Annotated in this window: 31 protein-coding genes; 23 read left to right on the top strand and 8 right to left on the bottom strand. The window is 67.7% G+C overall.

Going from position 1 to position 25937, the window contains the following annotated elements:
- Nucleotides 1–169: 169 nt before the first annotated feature.
- A complete protein-coding gene (locus J2S75_RS15615; RefSeq protein WP_307021326.1) occupies nucleotides 170–799 on the bottom strand; it encodes a TetR/AcrR family transcriptional regulator in 630 nt (209 codons plus the stop codon).
- A 1619-nt stretch (nucleotides 800–2418) separates the two neighbouring features.
- On the opposite strand from J2S75_RS15615, the gene argJ reads away from it, so the two are divergent.
- Together argJ and mutT are read left to right on the top strand one after the other, a co-directional pair.
- Complete coding sequence (gene argJ, locus J2S75_RS15620; protein ID WP_307021328.1) at nucleotides 2419–3657, top strand: bifunctional glutamate N-acetyltransferase/amino-acid acetyltransferase ArgJ; 1239 nt, start codon at nucleotides 2419–2421, stop codon at nucleotides 3655–3657.
- A gap of 19 nt (nucleotides 3658–3676) precedes the next feature.
- Nucleotides 3677–4087 (top strand): 8-oxo-dGTP diphosphatase MutT, encoded by a 411-nt coding sequence (gene mutT / locus J2S75_RS15625; RefSeq protein WP_307021012.1) that lies wholly within the window; start codon nucleotides 3677–3679, stop codon nucleotides 4085–4087.
- A gap of 14 nt (nucleotides 4088–4101) precedes the next feature.
- Here the strand turns inward: mutT and J2S75_RS15630 are convergent, their stop codons facing one another.
- Nucleotides 4102–5001, bottom strand: coding sequence for a methyltransferase domain-containing protein (locus J2S75_RS15630; RefSeq protein WP_307021014.1), 900 nt, complete (start codon nucleotides 4999–5001; stop codon nucleotides 4102–4104).
- A 119-nt stretch (nucleotides 5002–5120) separates the two neighbouring features.
- On the opposite strand from J2S75_RS15630, the gene J2S75_RS15635 reads away from it, so the two are divergent.
- Genes J2S75_RS15635 through J2S75_RS15650 form a run of 4 tightly spaced genes read left to right on the top strand, consistent with a single transcriptional unit; the run spans nucleotide 5121 to nucleotide 7671 of the window.
- On the top strand, nucleotides 5121–5951 hold the full coding sequence (locus J2S75_RS15635; RefSeq protein ID WP_307021016.1) for a ComF family protein: 831 nt from the start codon (nucleotides 5121–5123) through the stop codon (nucleotides 5949–5951).
- Nucleotides 5952–5999: 48 nt separating this feature from the next.
- Nucleotides 6000–6257, top strand: a complete 258-nt coding sequence (gene grxC / locus J2S75_RS15640; RefSeq protein ID WP_244375134.1) for a glutaredoxin 3 — start codon at nucleotides 6000–6002, stop codon at nucleotides 6255–6257.
- Between the two features lie 14 nt (nucleotides 6258–6271).
- The gene (locus tag J2S75_RS15645) at nucleotides 6272–7186 is read left to right on the top strand and encodes a carbon-nitrogen hydrolase family protein (RefSeq protein WP_307021019.1); all 915 of its coding nucleotides are present in this window, start codon (nucleotides 6272–6274) and stop codon (nucleotides 7184–7186) included.
- On the top strand, nucleotides 7183–7671 hold the full coding sequence (locus tag J2S75_RS15650) for a DUF1178 family protein (protein ID WP_307021021.1): 489 nt from the start codon (nucleotides 7183–7185) through the stop codon (nucleotides 7669–7671). The genes J2S75_RS15645 and J2S75_RS15650 overlap by 4 nt, the downstream gene beginning before the upstream one ends.
- Before the next feature lie 87 nt (nucleotides 7672–7758).
- Here the strand turns inward: J2S75_RS15650 and J2S75_RS15655 are convergent, their stop codons facing one another.
- The 3 genes from J2S75_RS15655 to J2S75_RS15665 are packed head-to-tail and all read right to left on the bottom strand — an operon-like array spanning nucleotide 7759 to nucleotide 9276.
- On the bottom strand, nucleotides 7759–8364 hold the full coding sequence (locus tag J2S75_RS15655) for a DsbE family thiol:disulfide interchange protein (protein ID WP_307021022.1): 606 nt from the start codon (nucleotides 8362–8364) through the stop codon (nucleotides 7759–7761).
- On the bottom strand, nucleotides 8361–8531 hold the full coding sequence (gene ccmD, locus J2S75_RS15660) for a heme exporter protein CcmD (protein ID WP_307021024.1): 171 nt from the start codon (nucleotides 8529–8531) through the stop codon (nucleotides 8361–8363). Before ccmD ends, J2S75_RS15655 begins: the two co-directional genes overlap by 4 nt.
- A gap of 10 nt (nucleotides 8532–8541) precedes the next feature.
- Nucleotides 8542–9276: a heme ABC transporter permease gene (locus tag J2S75_RS15665; protein ID WP_307021027.1), complete on the bottom strand. Its 735-nt coding sequence runs from the start codon at nucleotides 9274–9276 to the stop codon at nucleotides 8542–8544.
- Between the two features lie 135 nt (nucleotides 9277–9411).
- Here J2S75_RS15665 and J2S75_RS15670 point away from each other — a divergent pair, with 135 nt between their 5' ends.
- Nucleotides 9412–9822, top strand: coding sequence for a DUF930 domain-containing protein (locus J2S75_RS15670; RefSeq protein WP_307021029.1), 411 nt, complete (start codon nucleotides 9412–9414; stop codon nucleotides 9820–9822).
- Nucleotides 9823–9846: 24 nt separating this feature from the next.
- On the opposite strand, the gene J2S75_RS15675 is transcribed toward J2S75_RS15670, so the two are convergent.
- Nucleotides 9847–11364, bottom strand: coding sequence for a pyruvate kinase (locus tag J2S75_RS15675; RefSeq protein WP_307021031.1), 1518 nt, complete (start codon nucleotides 11362–11364; stop codon nucleotides 9847–9849).
- 259 nt (nucleotides 11365–11623) lie between these two features.
- Between J2S75_RS15675 and ffh the strand changes: the two genes are divergently transcribed.
- The 5 genes from ffh to rplS all read left to right on the top strand — a co-directional run bounded on the left by ffh (nucleotide 11624) and on the right by rplS (nucleotide 15825).
- Nucleotides 11624–13177 (top strand): signal recognition particle protein, encoded by a 1554-nt coding sequence (gene ffh, locus J2S75_RS15680; RefSeq protein WP_307021033.1) that lies wholly within the window; start codon nucleotides 11624–11626, stop codon nucleotides 13175–13177.
- A 176-nt stretch (nucleotides 13178–13353) separates the two neighbouring features.
- The gene (gene rpsP / locus J2S75_RS15685; protein ID WP_307021035.1) at nucleotides 13354–13722 is read left to right on the top strand and encodes a 30S ribosomal protein S16; all 369 of its coding nucleotides are present in this window, start codon (nucleotides 13354–13356) and stop codon (nucleotides 13720–13722) included.
- A gap of 156 nt (nucleotides 13723–13878) precedes the next feature.
- On the top strand, nucleotides 13879–14421 hold the full coding sequence (rimM, locus tag J2S75_RS15690; RefSeq protein WP_307021037.1) for a ribosome maturation factor RimM: 543 nt from the start codon (nucleotides 13879–13881) through the stop codon (nucleotides 14419–14421).
- A 162-nt stretch (nucleotides 14422–14583) separates the two neighbouring features.
- Entirely contained in the window at nucleotides 14584–15303 is a 720-nt protein-coding gene (trmD, locus tag J2S75_RS15695; protein WP_307021039.1) for a tRNA (guanosine(37)-N1)-methyltransferase TrmD, read from the top strand.
- 111 nt (nucleotides 15304–15414) lie between these two features.
- Nucleotides 15415–15825 carry a 50S ribosomal protein L19 gene (gene rplS, locus J2S75_RS15700; protein WP_307021041.1) on the top strand — a complete coding sequence of 137 codons (411 nt, stop codon included), beginning with the start codon at nucleotides 15415–15417 and terminating at the stop codon, nucleotides 15823–15825.
- A gap of 85 nt (nucleotides 15826–15910) precedes the next feature.
- Here the strand turns inward: rplS and J2S75_RS15705 are convergent, their stop codons facing one another.
- Nucleotides 15911–16666, bottom strand: a complete 756-nt coding sequence (locus J2S75_RS15705) for a M15 family metallopeptidase (RefSeq protein ID WP_307021043.1) — start codon at nucleotides 16664–16666, stop codon at nucleotides 15911–15913.
- A gap of 99 nt (nucleotides 16667–16765) precedes the next feature.
- Entirely contained in the window at nucleotides 16766–17047 is a 282-nt protein-coding gene (locus J2S75_RS15710) for a hypothetical protein (protein WP_307021045.1), read from the bottom strand.
- A 193-nt stretch (nucleotides 17048–17240) separates the two neighbouring features.
- On the opposite strand from J2S75_RS15710, the gene J2S75_RS15715 reads away from it, so the two are divergent.
- The 11 genes from J2S75_RS15715 to leuB all read left to right on the top strand — a co-directional run bounded on the left by J2S75_RS15715 (nucleotide 17241) and on the right by leuB (nucleotide 25853).
- Nucleotides 17241–17432: a hypothetical protein gene (locus J2S75_RS15715; protein ID WP_307021046.1), complete on the top strand. Its 192-nt coding sequence runs from the start codon at nucleotides 17241–17243 to the stop codon at nucleotides 17430–17432.
- Nucleotides 17433–17518: 86 nt separating this feature from the next.
- Nucleotides 17519–18940: a 3-isopropylmalate dehydratase large subunit gene (gene leuC, locus J2S75_RS15720; protein WP_307021048.1), complete on the top strand. Its 1422-nt coding sequence runs from the start codon at nucleotides 17519–17521 to the stop codon at nucleotides 18938–18940.
- Nucleotides 18941–19101: 161 nt separating this feature from the next.
- Nucleotides 19102–19512, top strand: coding sequence for a metallopeptidase family protein (locus J2S75_RS15725; RefSeq protein ID WP_244375151.1), 411 nt, complete (start codon nucleotides 19102–19104; stop codon nucleotides 19510–19512).
- A gap of 68 nt (nucleotides 19513–19580) precedes the next feature.
- Complete coding sequence (locus J2S75_RS15730; protein ID WP_307021051.1) at nucleotides 19581–20150, top strand: cytochrome b; 570 nt, start codon at nucleotides 19581–19583, stop codon at nucleotides 20148–20150.
- A 111-nt stretch (nucleotides 20151–20261) separates the two neighbouring features.
- Nucleotides 20262–20867, top strand: coding sequence for a 3-isopropylmalate dehydratase small subunit (gene leuD, locus J2S75_RS15735; RefSeq protein ID WP_307021053.1), 606 nt, complete (start codon nucleotides 20262–20264; stop codon nucleotides 20865–20867).
- Between the two features lie 60 nt (nucleotides 20868–20927).
- Complete coding sequence (locus tag J2S75_RS15740; protein ID WP_307021055.1) at nucleotides 20928–21314, top strand: RidA family protein; 387 nt, start codon at nucleotides 20928–20930, stop codon at nucleotides 21312–21314.
- 85 nt (nucleotides 21315–21399) lie between these two features.
- Nucleotides 21400–21741: a ribbon-helix-helix domain-containing protein gene (locus tag J2S75_RS15745; protein WP_244375155.1), complete on the top strand. Its 342-nt coding sequence runs from the start codon at nucleotides 21400–21402 to the stop codon at nucleotides 21739–21741.
- Nucleotides 21742–21878: 137 nt separating this feature from the next.
- Nucleotides 21879–22274: a VOC family protein gene (locus tag J2S75_RS15750; RefSeq protein ID WP_307021057.1), complete on the top strand. Its 396-nt coding sequence runs from the start codon at nucleotides 21879–21881 to the stop codon at nucleotides 22272–22274.
- 70 nt (nucleotides 22275–22344) lie between these two features.
- Complete coding sequence (locus J2S75_RS15755; RefSeq protein WP_307021059.1) at nucleotides 22345–22881, top strand: twin-arginine translocation signal domain-containing protein; 537 nt, start codon at nucleotides 22345–22347, stop codon at nucleotides 22879–22881.
- 15 nt (nucleotides 22882–22896) lie between these two features.
- Entirely contained in the window at nucleotides 22897–24468 is a 1572-nt protein-coding gene (locus tag J2S75_RS15760; protein ID WP_307021062.1) for a GMC family oxidoreductase, read from the top strand.
- A 275-nt stretch (nucleotides 24469–24743) separates the two neighbouring features.
- Complete coding sequence (leuB, locus tag J2S75_RS15765; RefSeq protein WP_307021064.1) at nucleotides 24744–25853, top strand: 3-isopropylmalate dehydrogenase; 1110 nt, start codon at nucleotides 24744–24746, stop codon at nucleotides 25851–25853.
- Nucleotides 25854–25937: the final 84 nt, after the last annotated feature.

Consider the following 25937-nt stretch of genomic DNA (forward strand, 5'->3'; position numbering starts at 1 on the left):
GGCTGCAAGGCCATTTGAGCGGCAGCGCCGTTGCACGCGAGTGCAGCCTTTGGCGGGCACTCCGCCGCGAGGAGGTCCACGGAGCGTGCCCGTTCCATGCGCGGGCAACATTGGCGCGCGTCGCGGCACCGCACGCCTCTGTCGCAGCTCTTGCGCGGGCCGCGGGCATTCACGCACGCAGGCATCCCCGGGCGATCAGGCGGGCGGCGGCTGCAAGGTTGGCGGCTTCGTCATCAAGCCGGCGCGTCAGCAGGCGCGCCCACACATAACCGTTGACGAGATCGAGGCCGGTCGCAGCGTCGAAATCCGCCACCAGTTCTCCACGTCGCGCAGCCCGGGCGAAAAGTTCGGCAACGGGAAAGCTGCGCTCAACCAGGAAGGCGCGCAGGGTTTCCAGCGCCGCCGGGTCCTGCTGCGCTTCCACCAGCAACGCGGTGAGAGCTTCACCAGCGGGCGTATCGCGCCAGAAGCCGAGGAGCTTCCGCAACGCCGCTGCGAGGTCGTTCTCCAGGGAACCGGTATTGGTCTCCGACATGTCGAAAGGCTGGCGGGCATAGATTTCGACTAGCAGGGCCGGCTTTCCGCTCCACCAGCGATAGATTGTCGGCTTGCCCGCGCCCGCGCGGCGCGCGACCTGCTCGATAGTGAAGCCGGCATATCCGGTTTCGGCGAGCACCGCCTCCGCAGCTTCCAAGATCGCCTCGGTGGCCGCCTTGCTCCGGCGCGGTCCGGCGGAGCCCCGTCGTGCCGGGCTCCCTTGGACGCCGCCCGACCGTGAATGAGCGGTTTTGTTAACCATAGTCGTTAACTTTCTTGCACCACGCGCATCCTCGGATCGCCGCCCATATGATCGCTCGCTGTTCGACGGCAGTGGTCCCATATGCGTTCGCCGGAAAACGATACGAAACGTTTCGACACATGAAACGATACGTTTCGTATCAATACTAGTCTATTTATCCGACTAATCTTTTCGTGGATGATCTCGGGCAGCGCGGCGCGCGCTGCGAGGGGGCCCGTCTCCTCGGCCGGGCCTGCAATGCCCGAGAAACAGGGGGTGGACGAGCGCGAATCACTTCAAACCAACCACGCCAACTTGTCGCTCGGCAGACTCAAAAGGTAAAGATGGTGCGATGCGGTGTCGGTACGGTACCGGCACGTCTCCTCACGCATCGTGATGATCCACCCGGGCCAGACGAGTATTCGTCCAAAGCCGAACCTGTCCGGCGGATCCGAAGCACTGCCATCTGGGTCGGCCAAACATCCCGACCGCACCGACGCCGGCCTTGGACCGCCGAATGCTCAACTCGGGCGGGCGCACCTCCGCCGCGCCGCCTGAGCGCTGCCGCTGCCGGTGTCGCCGGCTCTCCTGGCGCGCGGGATGCCGCCGGGAGGCGGCGCCGGGCCTCGCCATTCGCCTCGCGCTGGCGACGCCTAGCTACGCCGCGACGAGCCGGAATGATCAGTCACCAAATTGACCATCTGGTCGTCAGCCCGCGCCGGAAGGGACCCATGCCGTGATCGACTTTGGCTCGTAACCGGCTTTGGCCCTGCGGTACCAAGCGCGACTGCAGGGGCGTCGATCACAATTATGATTCGCCGCCGGCAGTGGAGACCGGTTCGAGCCGCCTGCGGCAGAGCCTGCCCCCTTCCGCAGGCGAAAGGGTTTCGATCGCTTGTTCGCGGCCCTTAGCGTTCGGGCACGTCCCGCCCAGGCGAAATGCGGGGCCGCCAGCGATCGCGGTTGGCCTGCCGGCGGTCATCCACCCGCGCCGCGTTTCTCGGAAGTCGGGGCACCATCCTTCATGCCGGGTCGCACCCTTCGTGCCTCGCCTCATTCTTTCGCCCATCGCACGTGGTCGAACAATGCGCCTGGCCCGCCCGCAAGGCTCCGTGTCTTCGGCCACGCCGCAGGGGGCGTCTCGGCCGTCACCTGCGGATCGCCTCGGTCCACGGCTCGCCCCCCAAGTCGAACCAGTGCCGACGGCGGCGTCGATGCCGCCCGGCCGTGGCCTGGTGAAACACGCGTTCGGTCGCGTCTCCGGCTCCAGCGGCGCTCGATGTTCCGACCCGTCGGACCACCCTGCCTTCCCGATGTTCGGGCAGCGTCGCCGCATCGGGACAGTCAATGCCGTTTGCCGCCTGCCACCGCCCGCCGGGACTTAGCGCGCCTACGCCGCCCATGATGCCGATCTCGGGCCTGCCGACTGAGACTTACCCCGCCCGCCTTTCCATGCTGCGCTCGGCCGCGTCACGCGCCGGGGATTTTCTGTCCCAACCAGTCCCGGTGCCGCCGCCGCTCCCGTCGAGTCCCAGCCGTTCGACGTGGGGGCCCGAGCGCGGCCGCCACCCATCGTCTTGCGGATGTTGCGCATCTCGGGCACACCCGTGCAGCCCTTTCCCGCGATCGAGTTCCCGCCGATGGCCCACGCTGCTCCCGTCTCTCCGCTCGCCCCCAAGACCACGCCTGAACTCGGCCCGGTTGCCGGGGTGCGCTTCGCCACCGCCGAGGCGGGCATCCGCTATAAGGGCCGCACCGATGTGCTGCTGTTGACGCTGGACGAAGGCACCACGGTAGCGGGCGTGTTCACCCGTTCCAAATGCCCATCGGCGCCGGTCGAATGGTGCCGCGCCAACCTCGCTCACGGCACGGCGCGGGCGCTGGTGGTCAATTCCGGCAATGCCAACGCCTTCACCGGCGCCAAGGGTCGGGAATCGACCGCGCTCACCGCCAAGATCGCGGCCAGGGCGCTCGGCTGCCGCGAGGAGGAGATTTACCTCGCCTCGACCGGCGTCATCGGTGAGCCGCTCGATGCGACCAAGTTCGAGGGCGTGCTGCAAGAGACCGCCACGCGCCTCGCGCCGCTGCCCTGGATCGAGCCGGCCAAGGCGATCATGACCACTGACACCTTCCCCAAGCTGGCCACCGCCAAGGTGAAAATCGATGGCGTGGAGGTGACGATCGCCGGCATCGCCAAGGGCGCCGGCATGATCGCGCCTGACATGGCGACCATGCTCTCCTTCGTCTTCACCGATGCCGCCATCGAGGCGCCGGCGCTTCAGGCCCTGCTCTCCAAGGGCGTGGTGGACAGCTTCAACGCCGTCACCATCGACGGCGACACCTCGACCTCGGACACGTTGATGCTGTTCGCCACCGGCGCCTCGGGGGCGCCGCGTATCGATGACGCGAAGGACCCGCGCCTCGCCCGCTTCCGCAAGGCGCTGACCGGCGTGCTGGCCGATCTCGCCGAGCAGGTGGCACGCGATGGCGAAGGCGCGCGCAAGCTGGTGAAGATCCATGTCACCGGCGCGACCTCCAAGCGTTCGGCGCGGCGCATCGCCATGTCGATCGCCAATTCGCCGCTGGTGAAGACGGCGGTGGCCGGCGAGGACGCCAATTGGGGCCGCATTGTCATGGCGGTGGGCAAAGCCGGCGAGCCGGCGGAGCGGGACCGGCTCTCCATCTCCTTCGGCGCCATCCGCGTGGCGCATGAAGGCGCCCGCGACCCGGCCTATGACGAGGCCGAAGTCTCCGCCTATATGAAGAACGATGTGATCGACATCACCGTCGATCTCGGCCTCGGGCGGGGGGCGGACCGGGTGATGACCTGCGACCTCACCAAGGAATATGTCGCTATCAATGGCGATTACCGCTCCTGATCGGCGAAGGGCGAACGCCATGAAACTCATCCTCGTCGCCGCCGCGGCCCTTGTCGATGCAGATGGCCGCGTGCTGCTGACCGAGCGGCCGGCGGGCAAGTCGCTGGCCGGGCTGTGGGAGTTTCCCGGCGGCAAGGTCGAGCCGGGCGAGAGGCCGGAGGAGTGCCTCATCCGCGAACTGGCCGAGGAACTGGGTATCACGGTCAAGGAGCCGTGCCTGGCGCCGCTCTCCTTCGCCAGCCACACGTATGAGACCTTCCAGCTGCTGATGCCGCTGTGGATCTGCCGCCGCTGGGAAGGGCAGGCGCAGGGCCGCGAAGGCCAGCGCCTCGCCTGGGTGAAGCCAGGCGCGCTGCGCGACTATCCCATGCCGCCGGCGGACGAGCCGCTGATCCCGGTGCTGCTGGATCTCTTGGGCCCGGGCCGCTAGCCGATGTGGGCTTCCTAACCCTCACCCGGCAGTTTGCCCTCGGGCACCCTGAGCGCATCCGCCAGCCGGGTCTTGGCGGAGCCGGGGCGCAGCGGCTTCTGCTGGCTCTCATGCGGCGCCCAGCCGGAAATCCACACGATCTCGAAGGTGGCGCGCAGGCGCCCGTCCGGGTCGGCGAAGCGCTCGGCATAGACCTCGAACAGCCGGACCAGCGTCTTCTTCAGCAGCGGCGCGCGCCGCCGGTCGGCGAGCGGGTTGGCGGCGCCCATGCGGCGCAGATCGTGCAACAGCGCCAGCGGGTCGCCATAGCGCACCACCACGCGGTCGACATCGGTGACGGGGAGGGCGAGGCCCGCGCGCTGCAGCAACCCGCCGAGATCGCGCAGATCGACGAAAGGCGCCACGCGTGGGGAAATGCCGCCCAGCGTGTCGCTCTCGGCAATGGCGAAGGCCTCGCGCAGTTCATTGAGCGTGCCGCCGCCGAGGAAGCCGGCGAGCAGCAGCCCGTCGGGCCTCAGCGCGCGGCGGATCTGCGCCAGCGCCCCGGGCAGGTCGTTGACACTTTGTAGGGCGAGGGCGGAAACGACGAGCTCGAGCGACGCTGGCGCGAAGGGCAGGATTTCCGGGTCGGTGACGACATCGACATCGGCCCGTTCGGCCGGACCGAAGGCTTTGTAGGTCTCGACCATGCCCGATGCGGCCAGCGCGTCGCGAAGGACGCGGGTTGGTGTGCCGAGATCGGCCGCATTACCGAAGCGCCGCTTCACCGCGCCCAGCCGGTCAAGGAGGTCCTCCGCCACCCGGTCGAGCAGGAATGTCTCCGGGCCGAGCACGAGGGCGCGTTGGCGGCGCTGGGCGAGGGCGGTGGGATCGAACACGTTCATCGGCGCGGCGGCGGTCGGGGCAGCGGGCATGCGGAGGCTCCTCGGATGAGAGCCATAGGGCGGTGGGCAGGAGAGGTCAAAGGCAGGGCGCGGTCAAAAAAACGGGGAGGGAAACGGGGCGCGGACCTGCGCCGTGCTAATCTACCGCCATGACACCGCTCCCGGAGCCATGGCCCGCGCCTGCCGGTGAGGCCGAGGCACTACCGCCGGCCCTGGCCTCACGGCTGCGCGGCCTGGCGCGGCGGCTATGGGGCGGGCTGGTCGATGTCGCCCTGCCGCCGGGCTGCATGGTCTGCCGCGCCGCGGTAGACGCGCCGGGCTGTCTGTGCGGTGCGTGTTGGAGCCGGCTCGCCTTCATCGCGCCGCCGATCTGCGACCGTCTCGGCACGCCTCTGCCCTATGGTTTCGGGGAAGGGCGGCTGCTCTCGCCGGCCGCTCGGGAGGCGCCGCCGGCCTATGGCAGGGCGCGGGCGGTGGCCGCGTTCGGCGAGGTGACGCGGGACCTGATCCATGCGCTGAAATATGCCGACCGGCTGGATGTCGCTCCGCCGATGGGGCGGATGATGGCGCGCGCGGGCGCGGACATTCTCGCTGATGCACAGGCGCTGGTTCCCGTGCCGCTGCATCGGCTGCGGCTGTGGCGGCGGCGGTTCAACCAGTCGGCGGCGCTGGCAGGGGTCATCGGCCGCGAGACGGGCCTGCCGGTGCGCGCCGGCTGGCTGGAGCGGCGCCGCGCGACGCGGCCGCAGGTGGGGCTCGACCGGGCGGCGCGGGCGCGCAATGTGCAGGGCGCCTTCGCCGTGCCCGACATGGCGAAGGGCGAATTGCGCGGCCGACGCCTGGTCCTGGTCGATGACGTGCTCACGACCGGGGCCACGATCGACGCCTGCGTCAAGGCGCTGCAGCGCGCCGGGGCGGGACAGGTGGATGTACTGGTGTTCGCGCGGGTTGCTGACGAGGCGGACGCGCCCATATCATGAGCGACCAGGATCACGGCCGCGCCGGCGGCTGACGGTTAGGACAAGCCGATGGCGAAGATCGAGATTTACACCACGTCGAGCTGCCCCTATTGCCACGCGGCCAAGTCGCTGCTGGGCCGGAAGGGCGTCGATTTCTCCGAGGTCAATGTGACAGGCGATCCGGTGGGGCGCTCGGCCATGTCGAACCGCGCCAATGGGCGCACCAGCGTGCCGCAGATCTTTATCGACGGGCGGCATGTCGGTGGCTGCGACGACCTTTATGCGCTTGAGGAAGCAGGCGAACTGGACGCGCTGCTGGCAAGCTGAACGAGACCGCGATCATGACTGCTTCCGACCACGCCTCCATGCCCGGTGCCCCGCCGCTTGGTGCCCCGTTTCGCGCGGCGCTCATCCAGATGCGCACGGCCAAGAGCGTTGCCGCCAACATCGCGGCGGCCTCCGCGCTGATCCGTCAGGCAGCGGCGGAGGGGGCGAGCTACATCCAGACCCCGGAAATGACCGGCACGATGGAGGAGAACCGCGAGGCGCTGTTCAACGTGCTGCACGCGGAAGAGGACGACCCGGCGCTGGCCGCCTTCCGCGCGCTCGCGGCCGAACTGAAGGTGCATCTGCATATCGGCTCGCTGGCGGTGCGGGCGAGCGAGCACCGCGCGGCCAACCGTTCCTATCTCCTCAGCCCGGACGGCACGATCGCGGCCCGCTACGACAAGATCCACATGTTCGATGTCGACCTGCCCAATGGCGACGTGTACCGCGAATCCGCCGCCTACCGGCCGGGCGAACTCGCCATCGTCGCCGATCTGCCGCAGATTCGGCTCGGCCTCACCATCTGCTACGATCTGCGCTTTCCCGCGCTGTTCCGCGCGCTGGCGGAAGCGGGCGCAGGCATGATCGCGACGCCGGCGGCGTTCACCCAGTCCACCGGCGAGGCGCATTGGCACATTCTCCAGCGGGCGCGGGCGATCGAGACCGGCTGTTTCGTGCTCGCCGCCGCCCAGGGCGGCACGCATGAGAATGGCCGCAAGACCTTCGGCCACAGCCTCATCATCGACCCCTGGGGCACGATCCTTGCCGAGGGTGGCAGCGAGCCCGGCATCATCGCCGCCGAGATCGATCCCGCTCAGGTGGCCGCGGTGCGCGGGCGGATTCCCTCTCTGTCGAATGGCCGCCGCTTCGAGCTGGTGATGCCGGCCGATCAAAGCCGGCTGCATCTCGTGCCCGGTGGCGCGGCATGATCCTCTACCGCCTGTCTTGCGCCGCGGACCATGACTTCGAGAGCTGGTTTCGCGACTCGTCGGCCTATGACGAGCAGCGGGCGAGAGGACTGGTCGCCTGCCCGGTTTGTGGTTCCGCTGAGGTGGAGAAGGCGCTGATGGCGCCGGCGCTCGGGCGGGGAACGCGCAAATTCGCCGTCGAGACGGCCGCCGAGGTGCCCGTTGCCGAGCCTGCGGAGGTGGCGGTGCCCGCCGCGCAGCCGGTCGCGCTGGTGTCGGAGAAGGAGCAGCAGCTGCGCGCCATGCTGCGCGCGGTGCGCGCCCATGTGGTCGCCAATTCGGTCGATGTCGGCGACGAGTTCGCCACCCTTGCCCGCCGCATGCATGAGGGCGAGGAGGAGAAGCGCGCCATTCGCGGCGAAGCGACGCCGGACGAGGTGCGCGCGCTGATCGAGGACGAGATCGAGATTCTGCCGCTGCCGGTGCTGCCGGACGAGCGGAACTGAGGGGTTGTGCACCCGTCATCCCCGGACGGTCCATCGGACCGATCCGGCCGGGATGACGGCTGAACGGGAGCCCTCCGAGCCGCCGCCTCAGCTCGCCTTCTGCGCCTTGGCGATTTCCGGCAGCAGCCGCGTCTTCAACCCGTCCGCGTCGAGCGGGCCGATGAACTTGTAGGCGATGCGCCCGTCCTTGCCGATGACGAAGGTTTCCGGCACGCCGTAAACGCCCCAGTCGATGGCGGCACGTCCATTGGCGTCGACGCCGACGGCGGCATAGGGATTGCCGAAGCGGCCGAGGAAGCGGCGGGCATTGCCGGCATCGTCCTTGTAGTTCAACCCGACGAGGCGGAAGCCGTTCATTTGCGACAGCTCGACGAGGAAGGGGTGTTCGTCGCGGCAGGGCACGCACCAGGAGGCGAACACGTTCAGCACCGTCACCTCGCCCTTGAGGTCGGCCGAGGCAAGGCCGGGTACGGCCTTCCCGTCGCGCGTCAGGCCTTCCAGCGGCGGCAGGTCGAGGGTGGGCGCGGGCCGGCCGATCAGCGCAGAGGGCACGCGCGAGGGATCGCCGGAGAACAGCCGCCCATAGAACAGCCCGGCCAGAGCCAGGAAGGCGACGAGGGGCAAAAGCACCAGCAGCCGGCGGCCGGACCGTGCGGCCGGGGGCGCGTTCGGGGTGTCCGGGGGCGTGCTCATGCGTCGCTCCGTCCCGCCGAGCGGCGGCGCACCCCGCGCGCCTCCATCTCGTTCAGCCGGCGGCGCACGGAGCGACCGTCGAGGATGATCCACAGTGCCAGCCCGCCAAGGGCGAGGGCGCTCACGCCATAGCAGGCGAGGATGAAGAAGCCGTGCTCGCCGAACATTCAGGAGGCCTCACGCATAGGCCGCCTCGGCGGCGGCACGCGCTTCCAGAACGCGCAGGCGACGGCGGTGGATTTCGTTGCGCATCGCCGCCATGTGCAGCGCCAGCATCAGCAGGGTGAAGCCGAGCGCGCAGATCAGCAGAGGCCAGAGCAGGCTCGAATGGATGGTCGGTCCGTCCATGCGGAACACCGAGGCCGGCTGGTGCAGCGTGTTCCACCAATCGACGGAGAACTTGACGATTGGCACATTGACAAAGCCGACCAGCGAGAGCACCGCCGCCGCCCGACCCGCCTGATTGGGGTCCTCGATCGCCGAGCGCAGCGCCAGGAGGCCGAGATAGAGCAGCAGCAGCACCAGCATGGAGGTGAGGCGCGCGTCCCAGACCCAATAGGTGCCCCACATCGGCCGTCCCCAGAGCGAGCCGGTGAACAGGCAGAGAAAGGCGAACACCGCGCCGATGGGCGCCATCGCCTTGTGCGCCACATCCGCCAGCGGGTGACGCCAGACGAGGATACCGAGCGCCGAGGCCGCCAGCATGGAATAGCCGAACATGGCCAGCCACGCGAAAGGCACGTGGATGTACATGATCTTGACCGTCTCGCCCTGCTGGTAATCAGCCGGGGCGCGGAAGGCGAGCAGGAAGCCGATCGCCAGCGTCGCCAGCGCGAGGCCGCTCAGCCATGGCAGCACGCGCCCGGAAAGGGCGAGAAAACGGGTGGGGTTGGCAAGGTCCATCAGCGCCATGGGGCGGTTCTAATCTGCCGCTCGGCGCTCGGCAACTCGCAGTCGCCCCGTCGAAATGCAGATAGGCCGCCATAGCATCGCCAAATCTGCGCTATTGAAGGAGAGCATCAACGAGCGAACAGGATTCGAGCGCTTATGCCGCACATCGCCGCCGCCCCCGCCGCCCTTCTGCTCGCGCTGGCCGCGCTGCCGGTCGGCGCCCTCTCCAGTGCGCAGGCGCGCTCGACCCAGGACGAGATGATGCAGTTGGAGCCCTCGGAGCGGATCGAGCAGGTGTGCAACACCCGGGCGATGGGCGAGGTCCAGCGGGCGGGCAAGGGCCTGCGCCCGGACGAACTCGTCGCCTACGCCTATCGCGATCCCGTGGTGAAGGGGTGGAAGATCAAGGCGCCCGGCGCGGCGGTGCGCTCGGGCGGCACCTGGTACCACATCGCCTATGAATGCGAGACCGCGCATGAGGGCCTCGACGTGACCAGCTTCCACTACACGCTCGGCGCGGCGATCCCCACCTCGGAATGGGGCGCCCACTATCTCGTGGGACAGTGAGCGCCGCCAAAGGGGCCGACGGCCTTACCAGGAGCGCAGCGCCCGCAGGGTCGGGGTCTTCTTGTCGAGATGATCGGCCATGCGCCCGAGCAGCCGGTCGAGCAGTTGAACCGCTTCCACCACCGCCGGACCCTTGTTGAGCATCACGCATTCGGCGCGGGCGGCCATGGCGGCATCGGTCATTTCGCCGCGCGAGGGAATGCCGTCGCGCACCAGATCCTCCAGCACCTGCGTGGCCCAGATCGACGGAACGGCCGCGGCCTCGCAGATCCACAGCAGTTCCTCCTGCATTTCCGCGAGCCGCTCGAAGCCGATTTCGGCCGCGAGGTCGCCGCGCGCGATCATCACGCTGAAAGTGCCGGAGCGGGCGGCGCGGGCGATCAGATCGGGCAGGTTACGCACCGCCTCCGGGCGTTCGATCTTGGCCATCAGGCCGAGTGGGCGCTCGCGCCCCGCGCCATGGCGGGCGATGGCGGCGTCGAGCAGATCGAGATCTTCCGGCCGGCTGACGAAGGAATAGCCGATGAGATCGGCGCATTCGATGACGGTGGCGAGATCGGCATCGTCCTTGTCGGTGAGCGGCGAGAGGCCGAGCGCGGTGTCGGGCAGGTTGATGCCCTTCTCCGGCTTCAGCTTGGTGCCGCCCGGCCGGGTGTGGAGGATGCGCAGGATCGCCTCGCCCTCGCGCACGCTCTCGACCACCGCCTCCACCTTGCCGTCGTCGTAGCGCACGCGGTGGCCGACCGCGAGACGGGTGACGATCTCGGGCAGCGAGACGGCGGCGCTGAACAGCGCGGCCTCGTCCACCCGCGGTTCGCCCTCGGCGACCAGACGCAGCGTGTCGCCCGGCAGAAGTCGGCCGGAAGGCTTGCCCTTGCGCATCGGCAGCACGGCGCCGGTGCGGATCTTCGGGCCGGCAATGTCCATCAGCACGGCGATGGGGCGCCCGACCGCCCCGCCGGCCACGCGCACATGTTCGGCCATGCGACGCCACGCATCCGGCGTGTCATGGGCGCAGTTGATGCGGGCGACATCCATCCCGGCCCGCGCCAGCGCAAGGATAAACGCCGGATCGTCCGCCGCCTCGCCGGGCAGGGTGACCATGATGCGGGTGTAACGTCCCGCCCGCTCCGGGCCGAGGCTCGCCACCGCCGCAGCGTCGAGCCGGGCTTCGCCGGCAAAGAAGGTGGCCTCGTCGGGCGCGGCGAAGGGAGCCGCGCGGCCCGCCAGCGCCGCCAGCGCCGCCAGCACCGCGTCGAGAGTCGGCAGCACCCGGCTTTCCAGCCGTCCGAGCGAGGACAGGCCGCGCCGCATCAGCTGCCGCTGCAGCGGGCGCAGTTCATGCCGGCGCAGGGCCAGATAATGGGCGAGGTTGTCCAGCGCGGCATCCTCGCGGCCGGCCTCGCGGCGGAATCGCTCGGCCAGCGGGGCGGCTTCCTCAATCACCGCCGCGCGCAGTGAGAGCAGCGTCTCGAACAGGGCAGCGCAGTCATCGGCGGCGCTCTCGCTGGTGACGGGGAGGGGGGCGGTGTCGTGGGTCATGACCGGGTTCCTCGCGAGGATGGGCACGCTATAGGATGGGGCTGTTACGAGGCTGTGACCTCCGTACTCTCCCGCAAAGGGCCGTCAAAACTTGACTTGGCGGCGGGCGGCGCTTACCAAGCCGGCATCCTCGCAGAACCCGCGAGCCGATCCGCCGCCCGGTCCCCGAGACCGGAGGTCAACGCCCGACAGCGCTTTGCGCCCTCGGGCGACGTTCGGCATTGCGCTGTGAGCTGTGGGAAAGCACCGGAGCGAACGCATGTTCGATTCATTGACCGACCGCCTTGGCGGCATACTCGACCGGCTGAAACGACGCGGCGCCCTCACCGAGGCCGACGTGAACGAGGCCATGCGCGAGGTGCGCCGGGCGCTCATCGAGGCCGACGTGGCGCTCGACGTGGTGCGCTCCTTCACCGACAAGGTGAGGACGCGCGCGGTCGGTGCCGAGGTGATCAAGTCGGTCACCCCCGGCCAGATGGTGGTGAAGATCGTCAATGACGAACTCGTTGCCATGCTCGGCTCCGACGCCAAGGCGATCGACCTCGACGCCGCGCCGCCGGTGCCGGTGCTGATGGTCGGCCTGCAGGGCTCGGGCAAGACCACCTCCACCGCCAAGATCGCCAAACGCCTCACCGAGCGCGGCAACCGCAAGGTGCTGATGGCCTCGCTCGATACCCGCCGTCCGGCGGCGATGGAGCAGCTGGCTACGCTCGGCACCCAGGTCGGCGTCGCCACCCTGCCGATCGTCGCCGGCCAGTCCGCCGTGCAGATCGCCCGCCGCGCCATGGAGGCCGCCCGCCTCGGCGGCTATGACGTGGTGATGCTCGACACCGCCGGCCGCGTCACGCTGGACGAGGCGCTGATGGCGGAAGTGGCCGAGGTGAAGGCCGCGACCAAGCCGCACGAAGTGCTGCTCGTCGCCGACAGCCTCACCGGCCAGGACGCGGTGAACACCGCCAAGGCGTTCGACGCCCGTGTCGGTCTCACCGGCATCGTGCTGACCCGCGCCGATGGCGACGGGCGCGGCGGTGCCGCCCTGTCCATGCGCGCCGTTACCGGCAAGCCGATCAAGCTGCTCGGCACCGGCGAAAAGATGGACGCGCTGGAGGATTTCGATCCTCGCCGCGTCGCCGGCCGCATCCTCGGCATGGGCGATGTGGTCTCGCTCGTCGAGAAAGCGGTCGAGAATCTCGACGCCGAAAAGGCGATGGCCGCCGCCGAGCGCATGCGCAAGGGGCAGTTCGACCTCAATGATCTGCGCACGCAGCTCGACCAGATGGAGAAGCTCGGCGGCCTCGGCGGGCTGATGGGCATGCTGCCGGGCGTCGGCAAGATGAAGAACCAGCTCGCCGCCTCCGGCATGAATGACGGCGTGCTGAAGCGGCAGAAGGCGATCATCGATTCGATGACCAAGAAGGAGCGGCGCAATCCCAAGCTGCTCGACGCCTCCCGCCGCAAGCGCATCGCCGCCGGCTCGGGAACCAAGGTCGAGGACGTCAACCGGCTGATGAAGATGCACCGCCAGATGGCGGACATGATGAAGGCGATGGGCGCCCCCGGTGCCAAGCGCGGCCCGATGGCCGGGCTCGCCTCCATGTTCGGCCTCGGTGGGGGCGGCGGCATGCCGAGCCCCGAGCAGCTGAAGCAGATGGCCGAGAAGATGCCGGGCGGCCTGCCTGGCGGCGGCATGGGCGGCGGTCTGCCGCCGAATTTCCCCGGCAACATGCCCGGTCTGCCGGGCGGGTTGCCGGGACTGGGAACCAAGCCGGGCGGGCTTCCGGGCCTGCCGGGCTTCCCGGGGAAGAAGAAGTGACGAACGACGTGCCTTGAATCCAGCCTGTCATCCCGGACGGCGCCGCAGGCGGCGATCCGGGATCGTTCTCCGCGTGGCGGTCAGCGATCCCGGATCTCCGTTCGCTCCGCCTTCATCATCCGGGATGCGGCCGACCAACCGACGAACTGAACGAACTTACTGAAAGGAAGACCCGCATGTCCCTCAAGATCCGTCTCGCCCGTGGCGGCGCCAAGAAGCGTCCCTATTACCGCATCGTCGTTGCCGATTCGCGCTCCCCGCGCGATGGCCGCTTCATCGAGAAGATCGGCACCTTCGATCCGCTGAAGCCCAAGGACTCCGCCGACCGCTTCACGCTCGACACCGAGAAGGCCAAGGCCTGGCTCGCCAAGGGCGCCCAGCCGACCGACCGCGTCGCCCGCTTCCTCGACAGCCTCGAACTGGTGAAGCGCGCCCCGCGCAACAACCCGAACAAGGCCGTCCCCGGCAAGAAGGCGCAGGAGCGCGCCGCCGAGGCTGCCAAGGCTGCCGAAGCCGCCGCCGCTGCCGCCGCTTCGGCGGAATGAGTTTGGGCGGGGCGGCCTTGCGTCGCCCTGCTTGAGCCTCCTTCGAGGCCGCGTCGCGGCACGTCAGGATGACGCGGTTCTCTTGCCGGGAACGACGTCATCCTGAGGTGCGAGCGTGAGCGAGCCTCGAAGGATGGTCATTTCAGAGCGCACCCCATGCCCCAGGACCGCATTCTCCTCGCTCGCATCGGCGCGCCGCATGGCGTGCGCGGCGAGGTGCGGCTGTTCATCTTCGCCGAAGACCCGTCTTCGCTGACGGACTACGCGCCGCTGACCGACGAGGCGGGCACGCGCGTGTTTCGCATCAGGACGCTGCGACCGGCGAAGGAGCATTTCGTCGCCCGGCTGGAGGGCGTCGACACCCGCGAGGCGGCGGAGGCGCTGACCAATCAGGGTGTGTTCATCGCCCGCGACCTTCTCCCCGAGCCGGAGGAGGAAGACGATTTCTACCATGCCGACCTGATCGGCCTCGCCGTCGAGACCCTGGAGGGCGCGCCCTTCGGCAAGGTAGTGGCGGTGCATGATTTCGGCGCAGGCGACATTCTGGAAATCGCCCCGGAAGCCGGCGGCAAGACGCTGATGCTGCCCTTCACCAAGGCGGTGGTGCCGCAGGTCGACATCAAGGCGGGCCGCCTTGTCGTTAATCCCGGCGAATGGATACGCGAGGAAGCCCCGCCGCCTGAGGCGGATCAGGGTTAGGCGTGTGTGAGCAGGGATCGGGCAGGGCCTGTCCGGGCTTCTCAAGCGAAACAAGTCGTCATCCCGGCCGAGCGTAGCGAGAGCCGGGATCGATCTCCAACGGCTCGCGATCCCGGATCGGCCTGACGGCCGTCCGGGATGACGGTGATCGGAAACCCTGCCATGTGGCGCGCCTCGGTTCTCACCATCTTCCCCGACATGTTTCCCGGCCCGCTCGGCCTGTCGCTGGCCGGGCGCGCTCTGGCGCAGGGCGGTTGGGCGCTGGAGACGGTCGACCCGCGCGACCACGCCATGGATCGCCACCGCTCGGTCGACGACACGCCCGCCGGCGGCGGGCCGGGCATGGTGATGCGGGTGGACGTGCTCGCCCGCGCGGTGGACGCCGCCGCGCCGGAGGGCGACACCCGTCCGCGGCTGCTGATGACGCCGCGCGGCAAGCCGCTGACCCAGAAGCGCGTGCGTGAACTGAGCGCCGGCGACGGCGTCGTCATCATCTGCGGCCGCTTCGAGGGCGTGGATGACCGTCTGGTCGCCGCGCGCGGGCTGGAAGAGGTCTCCGTCGGCGATGTGGTGCTCTCGGGTGGCGAGATCGGCGCGCTGGTGCTGCTCGACGCCTGCGTTCGGCTGCTGCCAGGTGTGATGGGACATCCCGAATCCGGCACCGAGGAGAGCTTTTCCGGCGGCCTGCTGGAGTATCCGCAGTATACCCGCCCGCAAAGCTTCGAAGGGCTGGAGATCCCCGCCATCCTCACCGGCGGCGACCATGCCAAGGTCGCCCGCTGGCGGCGCGAGCAGGCGGAGGCAGTGACGAGGGAGCGCCGGCCTGATCTGTGGGCGGCTTATCGCGCCGCGCGTGACGGTTCTGCGACGAAGGGGGAATGACAAACCCGCGCGTTTCGCGTATAGGGCGCGCCGTCACTACCAACTGACAACAGCAAGATGCGGGCGTCCGGGCCTGACGTGCCACGGACGATCCCGCCTGAGGTGATAGAAATGGTCGATATTATCCGCGAGCTCGACATCGAGCAGGTCGCCAAGCTTTCCGAAGTGCGCGCCATCCCCGACTTCCAGCCGGGCGATACCGTCATCGTCAATGTGAAGGTGAAGGAAGGCGAGCGCACCCGCGTGCAGGCCTATGAGGGCGTCGTGATCGCCCGCAATGGCGGCGGCATCAATGAGAGCTTCACCGTCCGCAAGATCTCCTACGGCGAAGGCGTCGAGCGCGTGTTCCCGCTCTACTCGCCGAACATCGACAGCCTGAAGGTTGTCCGTCGCGGCAAGGTGCGCCGCGCCAAGCTCTATTACCTGCGCGACCGTCGCGGCAAGTCGGCCCGTATCGCCGAGCGTCAGGACAAGAACGCCGGCAGCCGCAAGAAGGGCGCCGCCCCGGTCGCGGCCGAGTGAGGCGGGCTCCGGCTTCGGCCGGGCGATGAAAGACGTTCAGGGCGGCTTCGGCCGCCCTTTTCATTTGTCCCGCGCCGGGTGCCGTTCAGGGCGCGGCCGTGACGGGAAAATCGAAAGAGGTGTCGGGGAAAGGCTCGCCCGCCAGCGTGTAGTGCCACCATTCTTCGGCATAGGGCGTGAAGCCGTGGCGCTGCATCAGTGCCTTCAGCGTCGCGCGATTGGCGGTGGCCTCCGCCGCGATGCCAGCGGCGCCGTGATGCGCCTTCACATCGAAACAGTCATAGCCGGTGCCGAAATCGAGTGTCGCGTCAGCGTAGCGCTGGCCCGCGGGGAGGGCGCAATCCGCCAGCGGGTCGCCGGGCCTCCAAGGTTTGGCTGGCGCCTGCTCCAGCCTCACCAGCGCGAGATCGACCGTGCTGCCCCGGCTGTGACCGGACTTTTCGGCGATGTAGCCACGGGCAAAGAGCTTGCTCTTGGGCACGCGGGGATAGAACTCCGGCTTCATCGTCTCGTCGGACAGGTCCTTCGCCCAGGCGACAAAAGCGGCGACAGCCCGCGCCGGGCGGTAGCAATCATAGACTTTCAGGCCGAGCCCCTGCGGTGCCAGCTCCCGCGCGGCGGCGGCCAGCGCCTCGGCCGCGGGACGGGTGAGAATGCAGTCCGGCGCGTCATAGCCGGCGATCGGGCGGCCGACGAAATTATGGCTGCCGGCATAGCGAATCTCATGGCGAATGGTGGGGGCGAGGCTGCGCAGCCGCACGAAGCCCTCGGGGAGATCGCTGCTGCGGGCGGTCGCCGGCGCCGCCGCAAGCGCCAGCATAAGCAGGAAGAGCCTGAGCATCGCATGGTCCTCGTTCGCAACGAGGAACGGGATTTGCCACCGCCGCCCGACCCTGTCCAGAGGATGGTGCCGTTACGGAAGAGTGTGCCGCCGCGCCCTTCAGCAATCCTTGATATGTGCCACACGGGTGTTGGTCTGCTGCTCGACCAGCAGCGTGCCGTCGCCGAGCATCGCGGCCTGCATGACGGTGGCGAAGTCGGGCTTGCGCAACGGGCATGTAATTAATTGCGGATGCTGGATCTTTGCCACTTCCTGCGGTCGCATTTCCACGCGATTTCCCGCTTCCACGGCGGCGAAAGTGGCGAATGTCGCAGCGATTAAGGCGATATCGGACAGGCGCATCATCCACTCCGTTCCCCGCATCAGCTTAGCGTCGCGCATGACGCTACGCCATATCGAATATAATAGGCGAAAGACGACGCGGTTTCCGCATCAAATGCGGACATTTACTTTGGAATACATTATTCCAATCATTTTGACCGTTGCTTGCCCTCACGCCCTCGTGCATCTCAGATCCGGACGGGGCAGGCTGGCAGCGATTGTTTGCCGAGCCGAGACTTGCTAGAAGGGTTCCATGATGGCGCAGGGCTTCCCGATCACGGCTGCTGGCGGCGCGGCGACCTCGCCGGCGCCCGGTGCCGCGCGTCCGGAGGCCCGCCGACGCCTGCCGACAACCATCGGTTTCGCCGCCGTGCCGGACCATGTCCGCCTGCCGGCGCGCTTCTTCGGGCGTTTCACCGCCTGCGCGGTCGCCGGGCTTAGCTGAGCGCCGCCCGGAGCCGCCTTCCGGCTTCGTGCTCCCGGCCGCGCTGCTGCCCGCCCCTGTTTTCCTCATCGCATGAGACGCCCAGCATGAGCACGTCCGCTCCCCGCACCCTGTACGACAAGATTTTCGACGACCACGTCATCGACCGCCAGGAGGACGGCACCTGCCTCCTCTATATCGACCGGCATCTGGTGCATGAGGTCACCAGCCCGCAGGCCTTCGAGGGGCTGCGCCTGGCGGGTCGCCGCGTGCATGCGCCGTCGAAGACGCTGGCCGTGGTCGATCATAACGTCCCGACCACCGACCGCCGCTTCGGCATCGACGATCCCGAAAGCCGCACCCAGGTGGAGACGCTGGCCGAGAACGCCCGCGAATTCGGCGTCGAATATTTCAACGAGCTCGACAAGCGCCAGGGCATCGTCCACGTCATCGGCCCGGAGCAGGGCTTCACCCTGCCCGGCACCACCATCGTCTGCGGCGACAGCCACACGTCGACGCACGGTGCGTTCGGCGCGCTTGCCCATGGCATCGGCACCTCGGAGGTCGAGCATGTGCTCGCCACCCAGACGCTGATCCAGAAGAAGAGCAAGAACATGCGGGTGCTGGTGGACGGCCGGCTGCCCGAGGGCGTGACCGCCAAGGATGTGACGCTTGCCATCATCGGCGCCACCGGCACCGCCGGCGGCACCGGCTATGTCATCGAATATGCCGGCGAGGTTTTCCGCAACCTCACCATGGAAGGCCGCATGACGGTCTGCAACATGTCCATCGAGGGCGGGGCGCGCGCCGGCATGGTGGCCCCCGACGAAACCACCTATGCCTATGTGAAGGACCGCCCGCGCGCGCCCAAGGGCGCCGCCTGGGACGCGGCGGTGCGTTATTGGGACACGCTGCGCACGGATGACGGCGCCTTCTTCGACAAGGAAATCCGCCTCGACGGCGCCGCCCTGCCGCCCATCGTCTCCTGGGGTACCAGCCCGGAGGACGTGATCTCGGTGGAAGGCACGGTGCCCGACCCCGAACTGATCCACGACGCCGACAAGCGCGAGGCCAAGAAGCGCGCTTTGGCCTATATGGGCCTGACCGCCGGCACGAAGATCACCGATATCGCCATCGACAAGGTGTTCATCGGCTCCTGCACCAATGCCCGCATCGAGGATCTGCGCGCCGCTGCGTCCATCGTGCGCGGCCACAAGGTGCGTGAAGGCGTTTCCGGCATGATCGTGCCGGGCTCGGGGCTCGTGAAGCTGCAGGCCGAGGCCGAGGGGCTCGACGCCATTTTCAAGGCGGCCGGCTTCGACTGGCGCGAGCCGGGCTGCTCCATGTGCCTGGCCATGAACGCCGACAAGCTCGGCCCGGAGGAGCGCTGCGCCTCCACCTCGAACCGCAATTTCGAGGGCCGGCAGGGCTTCAAGGGCCGCACCCATCTCGTCTCGCCCGCCATGGCGGCGGCGGCGGCGATCGCCGGTCGTTTCGTCGACGTGCGCAGCTGGCCGCGCGCGAGCTGAACCGCGCCGGGGAGGCGCCGCGATGAGGGGCGATCCGTTCTGGGAACCACCGCCCGACGACCCCATGGAAATATGGGGTCGTCGCATCGGGCGGAGCCTTGCCGTGGTCGTTGCCTTCGCGCTCGCCGTCTATCTTCTCGTGACCTATCTGCGGTGAACCCATGAGTGCGGATTGGCTGAAGCGCGGGGCGCCCTCGCTGGCGGAGATGGAGGCCATGGCCGAGGAGGCCTATGCCCGATTGCCCGAGGAGTTCCGCGCCCTGTGCGGCAATCTCGTCATCCGCGTCGAGGATTTCCCCACCGATGAGGTGCTGAAGGAGATGGAGGCGGAGACGCCGTTCGATCTGCTCGGCCTGTTCCAGGGCATCGGTCTGGCGCAGGGCTATGAGCTGGCGACCGGCGTGCTGCCCAACATGATCTTCCTCTATCGCCGCCCGATCCTCGACTATTGGGCGGAGAATGAGGAGACGCTGGGCGATATCGTCACCCATGTGCTCGTGCATGAGATCGGCCACCATTTCGGCCTGTCGGACGAGGACATGGAGCGGATCGAGGAGGAGGCGGATACGTAGCGGACCGCATGGGAACGGAGTAAGGCTCTGCTTAGAATCTCTCCAAATGGAGAGACGAGGCAAAGCCCATGTCAAATTCATCCGTTCCCTCCGACGAGCCCTGCTACAGCCTGCCGCTGCGGGCGCTTCACTGGCTGACGGTGCTCGCCATCGTCGTCGCTTATGGCGTGACCTATCTCGAAGGCTTCTTCGAGCGCGGCACGCCCGGACGCGCGCTTATCTGGTGGACCCATATCTCGGTGGGTCTGACGATCCTCGGCTTCGTCATCCTGCGCCTCGTGGCGCGGCTTGTCGGGCCGGTGCCGCCGCCCTCGGCGGCCCTGTCGCGGCCGGTGCATCTGGCCTCGGCGACGGTTCATGTGCTGCTTTATGTCCTGCTGGTCGCGACGCCTCTGGTCGGCATCTATCTCGCCTTCCTGCGCGGCAATGAGGTGACGTTCTTCGGCCTGTTCACCGTTCCCTCCCCTGTGGAGGTGGACCGCACGGCCGCCGGCCAGGTCATCGAGTGGCACGAATTGCTGGCGAATGCGCTGGTCGTGCTGGCCCTGCTGCATGCGGCGGCGGCTCTGGCGCACCACCACGTTCTCAAGGACGATGTGCTGCGCCGCATGCTGCCCCGCCGCCGTCGCCTGGGGTGATCGGGCGGGGGCAGGGTTGCGAACGGCGCGTCGTCAGGTCACATCAGCCGCGAAGGCGGAATATCTGACGGGGAGCGGCACGCGCCGCCTCCGGAATCTGAGGAGAGTGCCGTGGACAAGTTCACCACCCTGACCGGCGTCGCGGCGCCGCTGCATCTGGTCAATGTCGATACCGACATGATCATCCCGAAGCAGTATCTGAAGACGATCAAGCGCACCGGGCTCGGCACCGGGCTTTTCTCAGAACTGCGGTACAAGGAGGACGGCTCGGACAATCCCGATTTCGTGCTCAACAAGCCGGCCTATAAGGGCGCGCAGATTCTGGTCGCCGGCGACAATTTCGGCTGCGGCTCCTCGCGCGAGCACGCGCCCTGGGCATTGCTCGACTTCGGCATTCGCTGCGTGATCTCCACGTCCTTCGCCGACATCTTCTACAATAACTGCTTCAAGAACGGCATTCTGCCGATCCGGGTGACGCCCGAGCAACTGGCGGCGCTGTTCGACGACGCGGCGCGCGGCGCCAATGCCAAGATCACCGTCGATCTCGAAAGCCAGACCATCACCGGCCCGGACGGCGGGTCGATCTCCTTCGACATCGATCCGTTCCGCAAGCACTGCCTGCTCAACGGCCTCGACGATATCGGCCTCACCCAGGTGAAGGCGGACAAGATCGCGTCCTATGAGGAAAAGCTCGCCGAAGAGCGCCCGTGGGCCTGAGCGCCCCTGGGCGTGAGCGTGCCGGCGCCGCCATGTCGCGGCGCCTCGCGGGAGGTTTGAATGACCGAGCGCCGTCGCATTTCCTCCGGCTCCGCCTTCGAGGCGGAGGCCGGCTATTCCCGCGCGGTGGTGGACGGGAACGACATCTTCGTCTCCGGCACCACAGGCTATGACTATGCCGCCATGGAGCTGCCGGAGGATCTGGTGGCGCAGACCCATGGCTGCTTCCGCAACATCGCCGCCGCGCTGGCTGAGGCGGGCGCCAGCCTGGATGATGTGGTGCGCGTGCGCTACATCGTGACTGAGGCGGACTACGCCGCGACCGTCTTTCCGATCTTCGGCCAGTATTTCGCCAAGGCCCGGCCCGCTGCCACCCTCATCGTCGCGGGGTTGCTGCAACCGCAGATGAAGATCGAGATCGAGGTAACGGCACGCCGGCAAGGCTGAGCCGGGCTGCGCCGCCTTTTCGCTTTACAGCGCCCGCGTCTCGGGATGGAATCGTTCAAAATGAGAACACCCCGGGAGACGCTCCATGTGCCACATCTTCGCCGGCCAGGCGCCCGAAACCTATGACAGCCAGACGCGCTCGGTGCGCATTGGCGGCCATTCCACCTCGATTCGACTCGAAGCCGCCTTCTGGACCGTGCTGGAAGAGGTTGCCGCCCATCAGGGCATGAGTCTGGGCAAATTCGTCACCAAGCTGCATGACGAGGTGCTGGAACTGCATGGCGAGGTGCGCAACTTCGCCTCGCTGCTGCGCTGTTCCTGCCTGATTTATCTCGCCGAGCTTCGCCCCGCCGGCATCGCCCCTGCTGCCGCCCGCGAGCGCTATCTCTGCGAGAGTGGGCGGGTGCATCTCCACGCCGCCGAATAGCGCGCGGGCGCCGTCCGCCGGCAATGCACATCGTGGTGATGTGTTAGCGGTCTACCACCTGCCGCTCCCTCTGCGGCCTAGCATCCTCCTCAAGGCGACCATCATCGCCGGAGTGAGTTTCAAGGTCGGAGGTACAGGTGGCGAAGGCCATTCATTCGATGATCCGCGTGCTGGATGAGGCGCGCTCGGTGGATTTCTACACGCGCGCTTTCGGGCTGACGATCGCGCAGCGGCTTCCCTTTGACGGCTTCACGCTGGTCTATCTGCGCAATCCGGAAGCCGATTTCGAGGTCGAACTGACCATCAACCACGACCGCACCGAGCCCTATGTGCTGGGCGACGGCTACGGGCATATCGCCTTCGTGGTCGACGATCTCGATGCCGAGCACGCTCGATTTACGCAAACCGGCCTAAATCCGCAGCCGGTCAAGGAGTTTTTCCACGAGGGCGAGCTGCTGGCCAAGTTCTTCTTCGTCACTGACCCCGATGGCTACAAGATCGAGGTGCTGCAAAAACACGGCCGCTACCGCTGAACGACCGCGCCGGTACGCCAAGCGGCGCTGAGGACATCAAGAATACATAAGAATACCCTGGGAGGTAACAATGCCAACACTGATCGACAGGCGCGGCCCCTCACGCCGCGCCGTGCTCGCCGGCCTCGGTGCCGCCGGCGCGCTGATGGTGAGCGGCGCGGCCGTGCTCAACCCGCGCGAGGCGTGGGGGCTGGAAGTCACCGCGCTGAAGCCGGAGACCATGCGCACGCTCATCGTCATGGCGCGCGACGTCTACCCGCATGACCGCATCCCCGACCGCTTCTACGCCATCGCCATGAAGCCCTATGAGGCGGACGCGGCCAAGGACCCGGCGCTGAAAGCGCTCGTCGAGGATGGCGTCGTTACCCTCGACACCCTGTCCAAGGCCAAATACGGCGCGGCCTATGCCGATCTCGGCTGGGAGGACCAGCGGGTGGCGGTGCTGCGCGAGATCGAGGACAGCGCCTTCTTCCAGAAGGTCCGCGGCGGCCTCGTGGTCGGCCTCTACAACCAGGAGGAGGTGTGGCCGATCTTCGGTTATGAGGGCGCCTCGGCCGACAAGGGCGGTTACATCGACCGCGGCTTCAACGACATCGCCTGGCTGTGAGGGGAGGCTCAACCCATGTCCGCACCCTTCGATCTGAATGACGATTCCGTCGTGGTCATCGTCGGCTCCGGCGCCGGCGGCGGCACGCTCGGCACCGAGCTGGCGCTCAAGGGCATCAAGGTGGTGATCCTTGAGGCCGGTCAGCGCCACAACATGGAAGATTTCGTCAACAATGAGTGGGAGAGCTTCTCCCAGCTCGCCTGGACCGACATGCGCACCACGTCCGGCTCGTGGCGGGTGCACAAGAACTTCCCCAATCTCCCCGCCTGGATCGTCAAGGCGGTGGGAGGCTCCTCCGTGCACTGGGCCGGCGCCTCGCTGCGCTTTCAGGAGCACGAGTTCAAGACCCGCACCACCTATGGCGACATTGACGGCGCCAATCTGCTCGACTGGCCGATCACGCTGGCCGAGCTGGAGCCGTGGTACGCCAAGGCCGAAGACCGGATGGGCGTGACCCGCACCAACGGCATTCCCGGCCTGCCCGGCAACAACAATTTCAAGGTGTTCGAGGCCGGGGCGAAGAAGATCGGCTATCAGGAGGTCTCGACCGGCCGGATGGCGATCAACAGCGAGCCGCGCGCCGACCGTGGTTCCTGCCAGCAGATCGGCTTCTGCTTCCAGGGCTGCAAGTCGGGCGCGAAATGGTCGACGCTGATCGCCGAGATTCCGCGCGGCGAGGCCACCGGCAATCTGGAAGTGCGCCCGCAAAGCATGGTGCAGAAGATCGAGCATGACGCCTCCGGCAAGGTGACGGGCGTCGTCTATGTCGACAAGGACGGCAAGACCCAGCGCCAGAAGGCGCGCATCGTCGCGGTGGCCGGCAATTCGATCGAGAGCCCGCGCCTGCTGCTCAACTCCGCCAGCAACATGTTCCCGGACGGGCTCGCCAACTCCTCTGGGCAGGTGGGGCGCAATTACATGCGGCACATGACCGGTTCGGTCTACGGCATCTTCGAGAAGCCGGTGCACATGTATCGCGGCACCACCATGGCTGGCATCGTCCGCGACGAGGCGAGGAACGACACCAAGCGCGGCTTCGCCGGCGGCTACGAGATGGAGACGCTTTCGCTCGGCGTGCCGTTCATGGCCGCCTTCCTCGATCCCGGCGGCTGGGGCCGTTCCTTCACCTCCGCCATGGATGGCTATGTGAACATGGCCGGGCTGTGGATCGTCGGCGAGGACATGCCGCAGGAGACCAATCGCGTCACCCTCAACACGGACGTGAAGGACCAGTACGGCCTGCCGGTGGCCAATGTGCATTTCGACGATCATCCCAACGATGTCGCCATGCGCAACCACGCCTATAGCCGTGGCGCGGCGATATACGATTCGGTCGGCGCTGTCCGTACCTTCCCGACGCCGCCTTACCCCTCCACGCATAATCTCGGTACCAACCGGATGAGCGAGAAGGCGCGCGACGGCGTGGTGAACAAGCACGGGCAGACGCACGACATCCCGAACCTATTCATCTCTGACGGCAGCCAGTTCACCACCGGCGGCGCCGAGAACCCGACGCTGACCATCGTTGCCCTGGCGCTGCGCCAGGCGGATTTCATCGCGGGAGAAATGTCACGCAAGACGATCTGATTGGGCGGGGGGTGCGTAGAAGAGTTGCCGGCATGCCCCCCGGCCACCTCTCGGGGTGACGACTAAACTCGTCCCACTCGAGCGCGATCCGCTCGTCTTGCTTTAATCGGATCCGGCTCCAGGCCGCTGGCGTTTGCGCGCCGGCGGCTTTTTTTTCCGCGCGAGGGGGCCTCGCCCGCGCCGGATCGGCCAATGTCTTGCCAGCGTCAGGCTTAGCGATTAGCAACGCTTCGCCTGAGACAGAGGCTCGGGCCACAGGCGAATGCGAGGAAACCATGGCGACCCACAAGCTCCTGCTTCTTCCCGGCGACGGTATCGGCGTCGAAGTGATGGCCGAGGTGAAGCGGGTCATTGATTGGCTCGACCGGCGCGGTGTCGCTTCCTTCGCCATCGAGGAAGACCTCGTCGGCGGGGCTGCCTATGATTCCTGCGGCCAGCCGATATCCGAGGAGGCGATGGCCAAGGCCTTCGCGGCGGATGCGATCCTGCTCGGCGCCGTGGGCGGCACCAAATGGGCGAATGTGCCCTATGAGGACCGGCCTGAAGCCGGCCTGCTGCGCCTTCGCAAGGACCTGCAGCTTTTCGCCAATCTGCGCCCCGCCGTCTGCTACCCTGCGCTCGCCGATGCCTCCAGCCTCAAGCGCGAGCTGGTCGAAGGGCTCGACGTGCTGATCGTGCGTGAGCTGACCGGCGGCGTCTATTTCGGCGAGCCCAAGACCATCACCGACCTCAGCGATGGCCAGAAGCGCGCCGTCGACACCCAGGTCTACGAATCCTACGAGATCGAGCGCATCGCCCGCGTCGCCTTCGAGCTCGCCCGCACCCGCCGCAACAAGGTGGTTTCCACCGAGAAGCACAACGTCATGAAGACCGGCCTGCTGTGGAAGCAGGTGGTGAGCGAGGTGCATGGCTCGGCCTATGAGGACGTGCATCTGGAGCACCAGCTGGCGGATTCCTGCGGCATGCAGCTGGTGCGCGCGCCCAAGCAGTTCGACGTGATCGTTACCGACAATCTGTTCGGCGACATTCTCTCGGACGTGGCGGCGATGCTCACGGGTTCGCTCGGCATGTTGCCCTCCGCCTCGCTGGGCGGCGTCGAGGAGCTCTCCGGCCGACGGCGCGCGCTTTATGAGCCCGTGCACGGCGCCGCCCCGGACATCGCTGGCAAGGGGCTGGCCAACCCGATCGCAATGATCGGCTCGCTGGCCATGGCGCTGCGCTATTCCTTCGGCGAGCTGGAAGCGGCGGACCGCATCGAGGCGGCGATCGCCGGCGTGCTGGCGGGCGGGGTGCGTACGGCCGACATCTATTCCGAGGGCAAGACCCGGGTCGGCACGTCAGGCATGGGTGACGCCATCCTCGCCGAACTCGACAAGGCCAACTGAGCCGCCGGACCCCGCGCCAAGCTCATGAAAAGCCCGGCCTGTGCCGGGCTTTTTACTGTCCGGGCTTTTTGCGTCGTGGCTCGG

This window comes from Ancylobacter polymorphus (assembly GCF_030813495.1).
Classification (GTDB): domain Bacteria; phylum Pseudomonadota; class Alphaproteobacteria; order Rhizobiales; family Xanthobacteraceae; genus Ancylobacter; species Ancylobacter polymorphus.

Excerpts from the sequence above, each read along its gene's own strand:
- rpsP (WP_307021035.1), top strand. The coding sequence starts at position 13,354 with ATGTCCCTCAAGATCCGTCTCGCCCGTGGCGGCGCCAAGAAGCGTCCC.
- J2S75_RS15655 (WP_307021022.1), bottom strand. The coding sequence starts at position 8,364 with ATGAGCACGCCCCCGGACACCCCGAACGCGCCCCCGGCCGCACGGTCC.
- J2S75_RS15705 (WP_307021043.1), bottom strand. The coding sequence starts at position 16,666 with ATGCTCAGGCTCTTCCTGCTTATGCTGGCGCTTGCGGCGGCGCCGGCG.
- J2S75_RS15725 (WP_244375151.1), top strand. The coding sequence starts at position 19,102 with ATGAGTGCGGATTGGCTGAAGCGCGGGGCGCCCTCGCTGGCGGAGATG.
- J2S75_RS15675 (WP_307021031.1), bottom strand. The coding sequence starts at position 11,364 with ATGACCCACGACACCGCCCCCCTCCCCGTCACCAGCGAGAGCGCCGCC.
- J2S75_RS15635 (WP_307021016.1), top strand. The coding sequence starts at position 5,121 with ATGACACCGCTCCCGGAGCCATGGCCCGCGCCTGCCGGTGAGGCCGAG.
- J2S75_RS15760 (WP_307021062.1), top strand. The coding sequence starts at position 22,897 with ATGTCCGCACCCTTCGATCTGAATGACGATTCCGTCGTGGTCATCGTC.
- J2S75_RS15650 (WP_307021021.1), top strand. The coding sequence starts at position 7,183 with ATGATCCTCTACCGCCTGTCTTGCGCCGCGGACCATGACTTCGAGAGC.
- J2S75_RS15645 (WP_307021019.1), top strand. The coding sequence starts at position 6,272 with ATGACTGCTTCCGACCACGCCTCCATGCCCGGTGCCCCGCCGCTTGGT.
- rplS (WP_307021041.1), top strand. The coding sequence starts at position 15,415 with ATGGTCGATATTATCCGCGAGCTCGACATCGAGCAGGTCGCCAAGCTT.
- leuB (WP_307021064.1), top strand. The coding sequence starts at position 24,744 with ATGGCGACCCACAAGCTCCTGCTTCTTCCCGGCGACGGTATCGGCGTC.
- grxC (WP_244375134.1), top strand. The coding sequence starts at position 6,000 with ATGGCGAAGATCGAGATTTACACCACGTCGAGCTGCCCCTATTGCCAC.
- rimM (WP_307021037.1), top strand. The coding sequence starts at position 13,879 with ATGCCCCAGGACCGCATTCTCCTCGCTCGCATCGGCGCGCCGCATGGC.
- argJ (WP_307021328.1), top strand. The coding sequence starts at position 2,419 with ATGGCCCACGCTGCTCCCGTCTCTCCGCTCGCCCCCAAGACCACGCCT.
- J2S75_RS15615 (WP_307021326.1), bottom strand. The coding sequence starts at position 799 with ATGGTTAACAAAACCGCTCATTCACGGTCGGGCGGCGTCCAAGGGAGC.
- ccmD (WP_307021024.1), bottom strand. The coding sequence starts at position 8,531 with ATGTTCGGCGAGCACGGCTTCTTCATCCTCGCCTGCTATGGCGTGAGC.
- J2S75_RS15665 (WP_307021027.1), bottom strand. The coding sequence starts at position 9,276 with ATGGCGCTGATGGACCTTGCCAACCCCACCCGTTTTCTCGCCCTTTCC.
- J2S75_RS15755 (WP_307021059.1), top strand. The coding sequence starts at position 22,345 with ATGCCAACACTGATCGACAGGCGCGGCCCCTCACGCCGCGCCGTGCTC.
- trmD (WP_307021039.1), top strand. The coding sequence starts at position 14,584 with ATGTGGCGCGCCTCGGTTCTCACCATCTTCCCCGACATGTTTCCCGGC.
- J2S75_RS15740 (WP_307021055.1), top strand. The coding sequence starts at position 20,928 with ATGACCGAGCGCCGTCGCATTTCCTCCGGCTCCGCCTTCGAGGCGGAG.
- mutT (WP_307021012.1), top strand. The coding sequence starts at position 3,677 with ATGAAACTCATCCTCGTCGCCGCCGCGGCCCTTGTCGATGCAGATGGC.
- J2S75_RS15715 (WP_307021046.1), top strand. The coding sequence starts at position 17,241 with ATGATGGCGCAGGGCTTCCCGATCACGGCTGCTGGCGGCGCGGCGACC.
- J2S75_RS15630 (WP_307021014.1), bottom strand. The coding sequence starts at position 5,001 with ATGCCCGCTGCCCCGACCGCCGCCGCGCCGATGAACGTGTTCGATCCC.
- ffh (WP_307021033.1), top strand. The coding sequence starts at position 11,624 with ATGTTCGATTCATTGACCGACCGCCTTGGCGGCATACTCGACCGGCTG.
- J2S75_RS15745 (WP_244375155.1), top strand. The coding sequence starts at position 21,400 with ATGTGCCACATCTTCGCCGGCCAGGCGCCCGAAACCTATGACAGCCAG.
- J2S75_RS15730 (WP_307021051.1), top strand. The coding sequence starts at position 19,581 with ATGTCAAATTCATCCGTTCCCTCCGACGAGCCCTGCTACAGCCTGCCG.
- J2S75_RS15710 (WP_307021045.1), bottom strand. The coding sequence starts at position 17,047 with ATGCGCGACGCTAAGCTGATGCGGGGAACGGAGTGGATGATGCGCCTG.
- leuC (WP_307021048.1), top strand. The coding sequence starts at position 17,519 with ATGAGCACGTCCGCTCCCCGCACCCTGTACGACAAGATTTTCGACGAC.
- J2S75_RS15670 (WP_307021029.1), top strand. The coding sequence starts at position 9,412 with ATGCCGCACATCGCCGCCGCCCCCGCCGCCCTTCTGCTCGCGCTGGCC.